Source organism: Citrobacter sp. C13, assembly GCF_014596815.2.
Lineage (GTDB): Bacteria > Pseudomonadota > Gammaproteobacteria > Enterobacterales > Enterobacteriaceae > Citrobacter > Citrobacter portucalensis.
Map to the genome: position 1 here is coordinate 4687679 of NZ_CP115024.1, position 13568 is coordinate 4701246.

Consider the following 13568-nt stretch of genomic DNA (forward strand, 5'->3'; position numbering starts at 1 on the left):
CAATTCTGGACCTTTGCGGTCCCGTCCGCAAAGAAAAATAACAACCACTTCCCTCGCGTTCGCGTTACAGAAAAGCGAAGGGAACGTGACAATGTCGAAACAAGGAGCGAACCATGCAGGTCAGCAGAAGGCAGTTCTTTAAGATCTGCGCTGGCGGTATGGCAGGCACCACGGCAGCGGCACTGGGCTTTGCACCCGGCGTAGCGCTCGCGGAAACACGGCAATATAAACTGCTGCGCACCCGCGAAACCCGTAACACCTGCACTTACTGTTCCGTTGGCTGTGGACTGTTAATGTACAGCCTCGGTGACGGCGCAAAAAACGCCAAAGCATCCATCTTCCATATCGAAGGGGACCCGGATCACCCGGTGAACCGTGGCGCGCTGTGCCCGAAAGGGGCAGGACTTGTGGACTTCATCCACTCCGAAAGCCGCCTGAAATTCCCGGAATATCGCGCACCAGGCTCAGATAAGTGGCAACAGATTAGCTGGGATGAGGCATTTGACCGCATCGCTAAGCTGATGAAAGAAGACCGCGACGCTAACTACGTGGCACAAAACGCTGAAGGCGTAACCGTTAACCGCTGGCTTTCCACCGGAATGCTGTGTGCTTCCGCTTCCAGTAACGAAACCGGTTATTTAACGCAAAAATTCTCCCGCGCGCTCGGTATGCTCGCGGTCGACAACCAGGCACGCGTCTGACACGGACCAACGGTAGCAAGTCTTGCTCCAACATTTGGTCGCGGTGCGATGACCAACCACTGGGTCGACATTAAAAACGCCAACCTCGTCGTGGTGATGGGCGGTAACGCCGCTGAAGCTCACCCGGTCGGATTCCGCTGGGCGATGGAAGCCAAAATTCACAACGGTGCGAAGCTGATTGTTATCGATCCACGCTTTACGCGAACCGCTGCGGTGGCTGATTTCTATGCGCCAATTCGTTCCGGCACTGACATTGCTTTCCTGTCAGGCGTTTTGCTGTACCTGCTGAACAACGAAAAATTCAACCGCGAATATACTGAGGCCTATACCAACGCCAGCCTGATCGTGCGTGAGGATTACGGTTTCGAAGATGGCCTGTTCACCGGCTACGACGCGGACAAACGCAAGTATGACAAAACCAGCTGGAACTACGAGCTGGATGAAAAAGGCTTCGCCAAACGCGATGTCACTTTGCAACATCCGCGCTGCGTGTGGAACCTGCTGAAACAGCACGTCTCCCGCTACACGCCGGACGTTGTAGAAAACATCTGCGGTACGCCAAAGGCCGATTTCCTGAAGGTCTGTGAGTACATCGCAGAAACCAGCGCCAAAGATAAAACCGCGTCGTTCCTGTACGCCCTGGGCTGGACACAGCACTCCGTGGGTGCGCAGAACATCCGTACCATGGCGATGATCCAGTTGCTGCTTGGCAACATGGGGATGGCTGGCGGCGGCGTAAACGCCCTGCGCGGTCACTCCAACATTCAGGGCCTGACCGACTTAGGCCTGCTGTCACAAAGCCTGCCAGGCTATATGACGCTGCCAAGCGAGAAACAGACTGACCTGCAAACCTACCTTGCCGCCAACACGCCAAAACCGTTGCTGGAAGGTCAGGTGAACTACTGGGGCAACTACCCGAAATTCTTCGTTTCGATGATGAAAGCCTTCTTTGGCGATAAAGCGACAGCGGAAAACAGCTGGGGCTTCGACTGGCTGCCGAAGTGGGATAAAGGGTACGACGTCCTGCAGTACTTCGAGATGATGAATCAGGGCAAAGTGAATGGCTATATCTGCCAGGGCTTTAACCCGGTCGCGTCATTCCCGAACAAAAACAAAGTTGTGGCTTCGCTGTCCAAACTGAAGTTCCTGGTGACTATCGACCCGCTCAACACCGAGACCTCCACCTTCTGGCAGAACCACGGTGAGTCAAACGATGTTGATCCGTCGAAAATCCAGACCGAAGTATTCCGTCTGCCGTCCACCTGCTTCGCTGAAGAGAACGGTTCTATCGTTAACTCCGGTCGCTGGCTGCAGTGGCACTGGAAAGGCGCGGACGCTCCAGGGATTGCCGCCACCGACGGTGAAATCCTCGCCGGTATCTTCCTGCGCATGCGCAAGATGTACGCCGAACAGGGGGGAGCAAACCCGGAACAGGTGCTGAGCATGACCTGGAACTACTCCACGCCGCATGAACCTGCTTCAGAAGAAGTGGCGATGGAGAGTAACGGTAAAGCGCTGGCCGACATTACCGACCCGGCAACCGGTGCGGTTATCGTCAAAAAAGGCCAACAGCTTAGCTCGTTCGCCCAACTGCGTGACGACGGCACGACCTCCAGCGGCTGCTGGATTTTTGCCGGTAGCTGGACGCCGGAAGGCAACCAGATGGCACGTCGCGATAACGCCGACCCGTCAGGCCTTGGCAATACGCTGGGCTGGGCATGGGCATGGCCGCTTAACCGACGCATTCTGTATAACCGCGCCTCCGCTGACCCGCAGGGGAATCCGTGGGATCCAAAACGTCAGATCCTGAAATGGGATGGGGCGAAGTGGAGCGGGATGGATATTCCGGACTACAGTGCCGCCGCACCTGGTAGCAATGTAGGGCCGTTCATCATGCAGCCGGAAGGGATGGGACGCCTGTTTGCTATCGATAAGATGGCGGAAGGTCCGTTCCCGGAACACTACGAGCCGTTTGAAACGCCGCTGGGGACTAACCCGCTGCACCCGAACGTTATCTCTAACCCTGCCGCACGTATCTTTAAAGGTGACGCGGAAGCACTGGGTAAAGCAGATAAGTTCCCGTACGTCGGTACAACCTACCGTCTGACCGAGCACTTCCACTACTGGACCAAGCATGCGCTGCTGAATGCCATCGCTCAGCCGGAACAGTTTGTGGAAATTGGCGAGAAGCTGGCGAATAAGCTCGGTATCTCCCACGGCGATACCGTCAAAGTCTCCTCTAATCGCGGCTACATTAAGGCCAAGGCGGTGGTGACCAAACGTATTCGCACGCTGAAGGCTAACGGTAAGGATATCGACACTATCGGTATTCCGATTCACTGGGGCTACGAAGGTGTGGCGAAAAAAGGCTTTATCGCTAACACGTTAACGCCATTCGTCGGTGATGCGAACACGCAGACGCCGGAATTTAAGTCCTTCCTCGTGAACGTGGAAAAGGTGTAACGGAGACGACCTATGGCTTATCAATCGCAAGACATCATTCGTCGTTCCGCCACTAACGGTTTCACCCCCGCGCCTCAGGCGCGGGACCATCAGGAAGAAGTGGCGAAGCTTATCGACGTCACCACCTGTATCGGCTGTAAAGCGTGTCAGGTGGCGTGTTCTGAATGGAACGACATCCGTGATGAAGTGGGCAACAACGTTGGGGTGTACGACAACCCGGCTGATTTGACCGCCAAATCCTGGACGGTGATGCGCTTCTCGGAAGTGGAACAAAACGACAAACTGGAATGGCTTATCCGCAAGGATGGCTGTATGCACTGCGCCGATCCGGGCTGCCTGAAGGCGTGTCCGGCTGAAGGCGCAATCATTCAGTATGCCAACGGTATCGTCGACTTCCAGTCTGAGCAGTGCATCGGCTGTGGCTACTGCATCGCGGGCTGCCCGTTCGACGTGCCGCGCCTCAATCCGGAAGACAACCGCGTCTACAAATGTACGTTGTGCGTTGACCGTGTTGTGGTCGGGCAAGAACCGGCCTGCGTGAAAACCTGCCCAACCGGTGCCATTCATTTCGGCACCAAAGAGTCGATGAAAACCCTGGCAGGCGAACGCGTGGCGGAGCTGAAAACGCGTGGTTACGAAAACGCGGGTCTGTACGATCCGGCGGGTGTTGGCGGTACGCACGTAATGTACGTATTGCACCATGCGGACAAACCGAATCTGTATCACGGCCTGCCAGAGAACCCGGAGATCAGCGCTACCGTTAAGTTCTGGAAAGGCATCTGGAAACCCCTCGCAGCCGTCGGCTTTGCAGCGACATTTGCGGCCAGCATCTTCCACTACGTCGGCGTAGGCCCGAACCGTGCGGAAGAGGAAGAAGACAATCTGCATGAAAAAGACGACGAGGTGCGCAAATGAAACGACGTGACACCATCGTGCGCTACACGGCGCCGGAACGCATCAACCACTGGATCACCGCCTTCTGCTTCATTCTGGCGGCGGTGAGCGGGATGGGCTTTCTCTTCCCGTCTTTTAACTGGCTGATGCACATCATGGGCACTCCACAACTGGCGCGAATTGTGCACCCGTTTGTCGGCGTGATCATGTTTGCCTCGTTTATCATCATGTTTTTCCGTTACTGGCACCACAATCTAATCAATCGGGATGATATCTTTTGGGCGAAGAATATTCGTAAGATTGTCGTCAACGAGGAAGTAGGTGACACGGGACGTTATAACTTCGGCCAGAAATGCGTATTCTGGGCGGCGATTATCTTCCTGGTCCTGTTGCTGGTGAGCGGAGTGGTCATCTGGCGTCCGTATTTTGCGCCTGCTTTCTCAATCCCGGTGATCCGATTCGCGTTAATGCTGCATTCATTTGCCGCAGTAGCGTTAATTGTGGTTATCATGGTGCACATTTACGCCGCCCTTTGGGTGAAAGGCACCATTACCGCGATGGTGGAAGGATGGGTTACCAGCTCATGGGCGAAGAAACATCACCCGCGCTGGTACCGTGAAGTCCGCCAGAAACAGGAAAAGTCATCTGAATGAGTATTCGCATAATCCCGCAAGATGAGCTGGAGAAGAGCGAGAAACGCACGGCGGATATGATTCCGCCGTTATTATTCCCCAGACTCAAAAATTTGTATAACCGCCGCGCTGAGCGCCTGCGCGAGCTGGCCGAGAACAACCCACTGGGCGACTACCTGCGCTTTGCCGCGCTGATCGCCCACGCGCAGGAAGTGGTACTGTACGACCATCCGCTGCAGATGGATCTGACCGCTCGCATCAAAGAAGCGAACGATCAGGGCAAACCGCCGCTGGATATCCACGTCCTACCACGCGACAAGCACTGGCAAAAACTGCTGCAATCGTTAATTGCTGAGCTGAAACCAGAAATGAGCGGCCCTGCGCTTGCCGTGATCGAAAATCTGGAAAAAGCCTCAGAGCAGGAACTGGAGCTGATGGCCAGCGCGCTGTTTGCCTCTGATTTCGCCTCCGTCAGCAGCGATAAAGCACCGTTTATTTGGGCTGCCCTGTCGCTCTACTGGGCGCAGATGGCAAGCCTGATCCCCGGCAAAGCCCGTGCGGAATACGGCGAACAGCGTCAGTACTGCCCGGTGTGTGGTTCAATGCCGGTCTCCAGCATGGTGCAAATCGGTACTACTCAGGGGCTGCGCTATCTGCACTGCAACCTCTGCGAAACCGAGTGGCACGTGGTACGCGTGAAGTGCAGCAACTGCGAGCAAAGCCGTGATTTGAACTACTGGTCGCTGGATAACGAACAGGCGGCAATTAAAGCTGAAAGCTGCGGCGACTGCGGGACTTACCTGAAGATTCTCTATCAGGAAAAAGACCCTAAAGTTGAAGCCGTGGCTGACGATCTCGCTTCACTGATGCTGGACGCGCACATGGAGCAAGAGGGCTTTGCCCGCAGCTCCATCAACCCGTTCCTGTTCCCGGGTGAAGGGGAGTAAGTTTTAAGATCTTCCCCCGGCAATTGAACCAAACTGCCGGGGATTATCTTAGTGCCTGAATGACATGTTTTGGATCATTGGCAATAGCACGTAACAACGCTTTTGCTGGACCGGTCGGTGAACGACGCCCTTGCTCCCAATTTCGCAACGTATCCACGCTTACCGATATCAAATCTGCGAAACGAGTCTGTGATAATCCTGAAGACTGGCGAATTTCCTTTATTTTCATGGCATCAATATGAAAGGTACGGGAAGGTTGTCGCGTTCCTTCAGCGATCTCATTCATCTGAACCATACTTTGAGTTAATCGCTCAAATAGTGCCTTATCCATTTACCACCTCTCATTCAACATACGCAGCAGCACTTTTTCTTGTGGAGTAAGATCATCCTTGATCCCTTTCTGATAAATCAGCAACAATCGAATTTGTGATTTTCTGATTTGATGAAAGTAAATAATCCTCTTAACTATACGTCAATGGCGTATAGTACATTTTCCTCACAATACCGAATTCAAACAGCAGAAACCAATGACGGTTTTTAATCTGCGAGCCGCTTTCCAGAATCATACCTGCCCCCATTTTTCCCATTTTCATTCTTAGTTATCCAGGTTATAAACCTGTATATCTATACAGATAAGGGGATGTAAAAATGGCACTGGAAAGCGGGATTGCACAGCTGGTTGAGGCATTTATCGTGGCGGGGCGCCCTTCTTCGCGCGAGCAGAATATTGATGACCGGAGAGCAGGCTATATCGCCAGCACGGTCCTGGCCGGAGACACTGAAACCCGCGTACAAGTTGAAGATATTGAACTCGATGCCATGATGTTTCGCGTAGTTTCGCCGCGGGGCAGCACGGGAAATCTCCCCTGCGTTATCTATTACCACGGTGGCTGCTTTGTCAGCGGCGAATTTGCCACACATGATAACCAGTTAAGGCAACTTGCCTGGTACAGCGGCTGTCGGGTCATTGCGGTGCAGTATCGCCTCGCACCTGAGCACATCTTCCCGGCAGCACATAACGATGCTGAAACCGGGGCCAATATTATCTGGAAGTATGCCCAGAAACTGGGTGTCGACCGTAGCAACATTACGCTGGCTGGCGACAGCGCTGGCGGGCATCTGGCGCTGGTCACCGCACTACGCCTGAAAGCTACCAGGCAGTGGCAACCTGCGCAGCTTATGTTGATCTACCCGATGCTGGACGCAACCGTCAGGTTTGCGAGCTATGACCATAATGGACAGGATTACATTATCACCCGCGACACGCTGCTGTCGGGCTACGAGATGTATATGCCGCAAACCGATCCATTGCATCCCGAAGTCAGCCCACTCTGGCGCGAAGACTTCAACGGTTTACCGCCCACGCACATCATTACAGCTGAATTCGACCCACTGCGAGATGAAGGCGAGGCCCTGTATCAACGGTTCCAGGAGCAGGGCGTGGAGTGCACTTGCCAACGCTATCTCGGCGTTATCCACGGATTTTTCCAGTTGGCTGGGGTGAGCCAGGCAGCACGAAGCGTTATGCGGGATGTGGCCTGGCGCGTCATAAAACCTGAAGCAGGAAGACATGCTTAATTAATATTTTGTTTTCAGGTTGAAAACCTTGTAATGGAACTACACCGTGCATGTTATCAGCCGAAAACCATTCATATCGGGGTAATAAAGAATGAGAACTCATCGTCAGATGGATGCAACCAGCGCAAAAAAGATCGTTGATACCTTCAGCGATGCAGTAAAAGCCATCCCACTGTTGGGGGAAGACCGAAATGATACTGAGTATCGCAGGGCACTAGCGCTAGTGGAGTTTCTGGTCGACCAGGATGATCTTGAAAACCCACTATTTGAATTGCTCTGTACCCGAATCAGTGAATATGAAAAACATGCGCCGGAATTCAAAGCACTCAACCAACACCTGGAGAAAACTCCCTCTGGCGTTTCAGTATTGCGAACGCTCATGGATCAATACGGTCTCAAAGCAGCAGATCTTGCCAACGAACTCGGTTCAAAATCGAACGTCAGCAACATCTTAAATGGTCGCAGAGCTCTGACTGTAAGTCACATTAAAGCGCTTGCTGAACGCTTTAACCTTCCGGCGGACGCTTTCATTGAGTAGATGATTACATCCTCTGACCTACTCTTCCTCGTTCCCGCCTTCTTCATATGCGCCAAACGGTTTTGCGGGTAGCACAATGTAGGTGCCTTCAAACACCACGCCCGGCGTGTCATCGCCAAACACCCCAACCTGCATCTGAACGCGCGCCTTGCGACCTCTTGCCAGACGGTCCAGGTCACCGCTCAGCGAGCCCAGATCGGCGATAGCGGTAGGTTTCCCGGTGATCGGCCTGCTGTATCGGATATGTGCGTCGGCAAGGATTATCGTCCCGCCCAGATGACGCTCACGCAGCATCAGCCAGATAAGTCCCCAGCCCGTTAGCGTCGCCAGGGAAAACAGACTCCCGGCAAACAGCGTATGGTGCGGATTCTGATTGCCCGTCTCGGGCATCGTGGTGATAAATTTCTGCCCGGTATATTGCTGAATGCGCACACCCATTTTCTCACTCAATGGAATATGTTCGTACCAGGCTTGCTGTAGCTGTCCGCACCAGTCCCCGCGATGGAGAATGTCGTCCAGCGTCGCAATAGGCTTAATCATCAAAAAGTGACGCACCGGCGTGGTTTGCGGTGTGGTGATTTCTCCCTGGCTCACAAATCCCAGTTTGGCGAAAAATTCGACCGCATCTTCACGGGCGCTACAGGTTACGCGTTTGACTCCTTCCTGACGCGCCACAGACTCCAGGGTCATCGCCATCAGCGTGCCCAACCCTTTCTCCTGCACGGAAGGGTCAACGGCCATAAAGCGTATGGAGGCTTCGTTATCCGCATTGATATACAGTCGGCCAACTGCGACCAGATTTCCCTCTTCGTCCACCACCATCTGGTGATGCGCCATCGCATCCCAGGCATCCCGTTCGGAGCCTTTAGGCTGGTGCAAAGGTTTACGCAGCATCTCCCAGCGAAACTGGTAGTAACGCTCCAATTCTTCTTCTGTTTGCGGTACTCGAAGGTGATACATAGTCGTATTCTCTCTTGTTGTCCGCGGCCACACCGGTAGCTGGTTCATACTTGTAACCAGAACGTCACGGGGCCATCATTAACCAGTGAAACCTGCATATCCGCAGCGAATCGACCGGTTTGCGTATTCATTTCCTGTTGGCGGCAACGCTCAACAAAGTACTCATACAACGCCTCTGCACGATCGGGCGCAGCCCCTTTTGAAAACCCCGGGCGCATGCCGCGTTCGGTATCTGCCGCCAGCGTGAACTGTGAAACCACCAGCACGCTGCCCCCTGACTGCTGCACGTTAAGGTTCATTTTGCCTTCGGCATCGCTAAAGATTCGATAGCCGAGTACGCGCTCGCACAGGCGGTTCGCTTTCTGTTCGTCATCATCCCTTTCGACACCTAACAGGACCAAAAGTCCTGGGCCAATTTCACCCGTCACCTCGCCCTCCACGGTGACGCTGGCACGGGTTACGCGCTGAATTAATGCAATCATGGTTGCTCTGCTTCTTCTTGTTCTGCGGCTTGTTTAAGTTTGCGGTATTCCCCGAGAGTGACAGTTATTTCCGCGCCTAGCAAGACGATACACCAGGTCCAGTATACCCAGACGAATAAAATGGGGATCACCGCCAGGACACCATAAATGAGCTGATAAGACGGGAACATCGTGATATAGAGCGCAAATCCTTTCTTTCCGGTTTCGAACAACACAGCGGCCACAAAGGCGCCAATAACTGCATCACGGTTGGGTACACGCGTAGTCGGTACGATGCTGTATAGCAGCCAGAACGAGAGCCAGGAAAGCACCAGCGGGAAAATACGCAGGACGTTATCAATCACCGTGTTGAGATCGCTGGCCCAGCGCAATGACAACAGATAAGAGCTGATTGCCAGACTGGCCCCCGCCAACAGCGGCCCCAGCGTTAAAATCATCCAGTAAACGGCGAAAGAGTAAACTTTAGGCCGAGTACGCTTGCTGCGCCAGATAGTATTCAGGGCGTTATCAATGGAATACATCAGTAATAACGCTGTCACAATCAGCCCGCACGCCCCAACGGCCGTCATTTTGTTCGAGTTGGCGACGAACTGTTCAATATAACGCTGAATGACATCTCCCGTCGCCGGGATAAAGTTTGCGAAAATGAAATGACGTAGCTGGACACTGACGTCAGAAAACATCGGAAATGCGGCGAAAAGAGCAAAAACTACGGCAATAAGCGGCACTAATGAGAGCAATGAGACATAGGCAAGATTCCCTGCCAGCGTCGTCATATTGTCCTCATCAATCCGCTGCCATAGTAGCTTCAGCCAGGCCCGAACAGGACGCGTATGGTGCCTGGCTTGTTGCTGAACATTTTTTAGCATAGCAACTTCGCGAAATAGTCCGGAATGGTCGTTTTATCGACAACCTGGATGCTGGTAATCCCTAACCGATTAGCCCCTTCAATATTATCGGCGTTGTCGTCGAAAAATACCGCCTCATGCGCAGAAAAACCTTCAGACTGCAGGACATGCTGGTAAATCCGTGCTTCCGGTTTACGCATGCCCAGATCCTGGGAAAGATAAATATGGTCAGCAGCCTGGCGGATTTCGGGGTATTCGTCCGGCCAGAACGTCGTGTGCAGACGGTTAGTATTCGACAAGACGACCACCCGATGCCCCTGCTCACGCAGCTTTTGCATGACGTCGATGACTTCAGGACGCAAGGCAACAAAAACGGCCTGCCAGCCATGGGAGAACTGCTCATAGCTTAACGGTAGCGCCATGTCATGACATATCGCCTCGGCAAAGGCTTCATCCGTTATTTCACCTCGCTCGTGCTGGTGAAAAGCCTCTCCCATGGTGAAACTTTGCTTTAACGAAGCCAGCGGTACACGGCTCAGATCGCTCCAAGTTCCTAACACGCGATTGAAGTCGATATCGACAATCACATTACCCAAATCAAAGATATAGAGCATGCCCTTCTCCTTATTCGCCGTGGATGAATAACTGTAGCGGGAAAGGAGAAGTTTGACTATGCGAGAGTGATGGCTACGAACTTATCGAGCCATCATTGGGGAGAATTACACTGCCAGAGCATCATCCTGTGAAGGACTCACCTGCACAATTTCTACCTGCTGTGACTGGAGTAAATTATGCAGGGCCGGGCCTGGGTACTCATCGGTAAACAGCGCGGTCACCTGAGACACATTGCCAATTTCTACCGCGGCAGAAGCCGTATATTTCGTATGATCCGCAGCCAACAGAATATGCCTTGAATGGGCCATCATCGTCTTCACTACGCTGGCCTCGTTGACATCAAACTCCAGCAGCGCACCATCATTTTCGATCGCGCCAACGCTGGTAACCAGGTAGTCGGCCCGAAAATCAGCGACAAATGCCGAGGCAGAAGGGCCAATGATGCCGCTGTTATGCGGGCGTAACGTTCCCCCCGGCACCATGACTTCAAAACGTGGGTTGTTATACAGAATGTGCGCCACGCGTAGGCTATTGGTAATAATGCGCAAATGATTATGGTTTAACAGCGCGCGCGCTACCTGCTCAACGGTGGTGCCAATGGTAATAAACACCGTTGACCCATCGGGAATATAATCAGCCACCGCTTCCGCGATGGCTTTTTTCTCTTCCGTCCAGGAGACTTCACGCTGCTCAAACGCCGTATTCACCACGCTGGAAGCTCTGCCCGCGCCACCATGATGACGCGTAATTAATCCCTGCTCACTGAGTTTACGAATATCACGACGCACGGTTTGCGTGGACACGTCCAGCAGGCTGGCCAGCTCGTCGATATTCATATAACCGCGCTCGCTAATCAGCATAAGCAGTTGATCGTGTCGCGGGTTACCGGTCAGTTCGGTAAGACTCATGAAATTTCCTCGAAAAACCATTGCCCTGGCATTTTATACAAAAAGTGACAGAAAAGATCGGGTTTGATCACAGTCAGGGATTCCGGCCCTTCCTCCCGGACGCGTGCATTTTAACGCAGCAACCCCGCTGGCAAACCTGACGGCCTCTTCTGGAGCATCGCCGCCGGCCAGGCTGAATGCGAGTGCACCGTGGAAAACATCTCCAGCTCCCGTAGTATCCACAACGTCGACTTTAAATCCAGATTGATGCTGCAACGTATTATTTTTTATCCAGTCACAGCCTTCACTTCCCCGCGTTACGTAAACATGTCCATTTGTGAGCGTTTTTGCTTGTTTCAGTCCAACTTCAGAATCATTTATCCCGGTTAAACGCACCAGACCAGGTTCAGAGAACGCAGCATGATCGCTTAACGCCACCAGCTCGCTGATATCTTGTGGCGTTACGTCACCATCCAGTACTGTCATCACTCCCGCCTGACGCGCCAGCGTGAACGCCTTTCTGGCCCCTTCATGCCAGCGAACATCCGCCAACACCACATCCCACTGGGAAAAATCGATCTCATTCAGCCAATCAGCATCCGGCAATAAATCCGGGCTGGGATAGTTAACGATAATCCGCTCCCCTTGCGTATCAACCATAATTGCCGATTGCGAAGACTTCGCCCCTGCGTAGCGCCGGGTGTAACGGGTATTTACCCCCAGGGATTCCAGCTCCGCCAGCAGGCTATTTCCGGTGTCGTCATCGCCCACACGGCCAATAAAGTCCACCTGTGCGCCCAGCTTCGCTGCAGCCACTGCGGCCGTTGCAGCAGGCCCACCGCCCACTTCCGTATAACGCTTCGCCACATACTTACCCCCTTCAGTCGGTAAACCTTCCACGTAATAGATGCGATCCATCACGGCAATACCTACACAAGCAATACGAATCATGGTCATTCCTTAGGCGTTTCAAGATGAGACCATTTTAATTTCACAAAATGTTTAAAAAGTGACGGCTGTCAATTTTTTGACCATAAATTACAAATACGATCAAAAACAGACAAAAACAAACGACCTTAAATGACAAAAAATGACATCCACGTCTCAGGAGAACGTTATGGCAGTTATAGCATTTATCGGATTAGGTCAGATGGGTTCACCCATGGCGAGCAACTTGCTGAAGCAGGGTCACCAACTCAGCGTCTTTGACGTTAACCCGGATGCCGTTCAGCGCCTGGTGGAAAAAGGAGCACAGCCTGCCAGCAACCCGGCCCAGGCAGCAAAAGGGGCAGAATTTGTCATCACCATGCTGCCAAACGGCGATCTGGTGCGTAGCGTACTTTTCGGCGAGCAGGGTATCTGCGAAAGCCTCTCCCCGCAGGCGTTAGTGATTGATATGTCGACTATTCACCCACTGCAAACTGACAAGCTGATCGCCGATATGCGTGCCAAAGGCTTCGACATGATGGATTGCCCGGTTGGACGTACTTCCGATCACGCTATCGCGGGAACGCTGTTGCTGCTGGCAGGTGGAACGGCACAGCAGGTAGAACGCGCCACTCCGGTTCTGATGGCGATGGGTAATGAACTGATCAATGCAGGGGGTCCCGGCATGGGGATCCGCGTGAAACTCATCAACAACTACATGAGTATCGCACTGAACGCTCTTTCTGCCGAAGCAGCCGTGTTGTGCGAGGCACTTGGCCTCTCCTTTGATGTGGCCTTGCAAGTTATGAGCGGTACCCCCGCCGGGAAAGGCCACTTCACTACCTCCTGGCCGAACAAAGTGCTGAAAGGCGATCTTTCCCCGGCATTCATGATCGATTTAGCTCACAAGGATCTTGGCATCGCGCTGGACGTTGCCAACCAACTGCATGTGCCGATGCCGCTCGGCGCTGCCTCCCGCGAAGTCTATAACCAGGCGCGTGCCGCTGGCCGTGGCCGGGAAGACTGGACGGCCATTCTTGAACAGGTTCGCGCATCCGCCGGGCTAAATAAACACACAGATAAGTAAGGACTGAGC

Annotated in this window: 14 protein-coding genes and 1 pseudogene; 7 read left to right on the top strand and 8 right to left on the bottom strand. The window is 53.3% G+C overall.

Features of this window, described 5'->3' with window-relative positions:
* Positions 1–113: 113 nt before the first annotated feature.
* From fdnG to fdhE, 4 genes are read left to right on the top strand one after another with little or no spacing between them, the layout of a single operon-like run.
* A complete protein-coding gene (gene fdnG, locus IB222_RS22390) occupies positions 114–3164 on the top strand; it encodes a formate dehydrogenase-N subunit alpha (protein WP_149384903.1) in 3051 nt (1016 codons plus the stop codon).
* A 12-nt stretch (positions 3165–3176) separates the two neighbouring features.
* Positions 3177–4079, top strand: a complete 903-nt coding sequence (fdoH, locus tag IB222_RS22395; RefSeq protein WP_003825273.1) for a formate dehydrogenase O subunit beta — start codon at positions 3177–3179, stop codon at positions 4077–4079.
* Positions 4076–4711: a formate dehydrogenase cytochrome b556 subunit gene (fdoI, locus tag IB222_RS22400; protein ID WP_003028686.1), complete on the top strand. Its 636-nt coding sequence runs from the start codon at positions 4076–4078 to the stop codon at positions 4709–4711. Before fdoH ends, fdoI begins: the two co-directional genes overlap by 4 nt.
* On the top strand, positions 4708–5637 hold the full coding sequence (fdhE, locus tag IB222_RS22405; protein ID WP_003028685.1) for a formate dehydrogenase accessory protein FdhE: 930 nt from the start codon (positions 4708–4710) through the stop codon (positions 5635–5637). The genes fdoI and fdhE overlap by 4 nt, the downstream gene beginning before the upstream one ends.
* 43 nt (positions 5638–5680) lie before the next feature.
* On the opposite strand, the gene nadS is transcribed toward fdhE, so the two are convergent.
* Positions 5681–5968, bottom strand: a complete 288-nt coding sequence (gene nadS / locus IB222_RS22410) for a NadS family protein (protein ID WP_038635893.1) — start codon at positions 5966–5968, stop codon at positions 5681–5683.
* A pseudogene (locus tag IB222_RS22415) lies at positions 5969–6097 on the bottom strand (type II toxin-antitoxin system RelE/ParE family toxin); the annotation flags it as partial.
* Between the two features lie 188 nt (positions 6098–6285).
* On the opposite strand from IB222_RS22415, the gene IB222_RS22420 reads away from it, so the two are divergent.
* Together IB222_RS22420 and IB222_RS22425 are read left to right on the top strand one after the other, a co-directional pair.
* Positions 6286–7215 (top strand): alpha/beta hydrolase, encoded by a 930-nt coding sequence (locus IB222_RS22420; protein ID WP_148362610.1) that lies wholly within the window; start codon positions 6286–6288, stop codon positions 7213–7215.
* A gap of 91 nt (positions 7216–7306) precedes the next feature.
* Positions 7307–7753 carry a helix-turn-helix domain-containing protein gene (locus tag IB222_RS22425; RefSeq protein ID WP_126319638.1) on the top strand — a complete coding sequence of 149 codons (447 nt, stop codon included), beginning with the start codon at positions 7307–7309 and terminating at the stop codon, positions 7751–7753.
* Between the two features lie 18 nt (positions 7754–7771).
* Here IB222_RS22425 and fabY read toward each other — a convergent pair whose 3' ends face one another.
* The 6 genes from fabY to IB222_RS22455 all read right to left on the bottom strand — a co-directional run bounded on the left by fabY (position 7772) and on the right by IB222_RS22455 (position 12496).
* Positions 7772–8713, bottom strand: a complete 942-nt coding sequence (gene fabY / locus IB222_RS22430) for a fatty acid biosynthesis protein FabY (protein ID WP_003825286.1) — start codon at positions 8711–8713, stop codon at positions 7772–7774.
* 44 nt (positions 8714–8757) lie between these two features.
* On the bottom strand, positions 8758–9195 hold the full coding sequence (gene dtd / locus IB222_RS22435; RefSeq protein WP_003825289.1) for a D-aminoacyl-tRNA deacylase: 438 nt from the start codon (positions 9193–9195) through the stop codon (positions 8758–8760).
* A complete protein-coding gene (locus IB222_RS22440) occupies positions 9192–10064 on the bottom strand; it encodes a virulence factor BrkB family protein (protein ID WP_008786998.1) in 873 nt (290 codons plus the stop codon). The genes dtd and IB222_RS22440 overlap by 4 nt, the downstream gene beginning before the upstream one ends.
* A complete protein-coding gene (yihX, locus tag IB222_RS22445) occupies positions 10058–10657 on the bottom strand; it encodes a glucose-1-phosphatase (RefSeq protein WP_003825293.1) in 600 nt (199 codons plus the stop codon). Before yihX ends, IB222_RS22440 begins: the two co-directional genes overlap by 7 nt.
* Before the next feature lie 105 nt (positions 10658–10762).
* Positions 10763–11566 carry a DeoR/GlpR family DNA-binding transcription regulator gene (locus IB222_RS22450; protein ID WP_003825295.1) on the bottom strand — a complete coding sequence of 268 codons (804 nt, stop codon included), beginning with the start codon at positions 11564–11566 and terminating at the stop codon, positions 10763–10765.
* A gap of 33 nt (positions 11567–11599) precedes the next feature.
* Positions 11600–12496 carry a sugar kinase gene (locus tag IB222_RS22455; RefSeq protein ID WP_003825297.1) on the bottom strand — a complete coding sequence of 299 codons (897 nt, stop codon included), beginning with the start codon at positions 12494–12496 and terminating at the stop codon, positions 11600–11602.
* A gap of 166 nt (positions 12497–12662) precedes the next feature.
* Between IB222_RS22455 and yihU the strand changes: the two genes are divergently transcribed.
* A complete protein-coding gene (gene yihU, locus IB222_RS22460) occupies positions 12663–13559 on the top strand; it encodes a sulfolactaldehyde 3-reductase (RefSeq protein WP_149281827.1) in 897 nt (298 codons plus the stop codon).
* Positions 13560–13568: the final 9 nt, after the last annotated feature.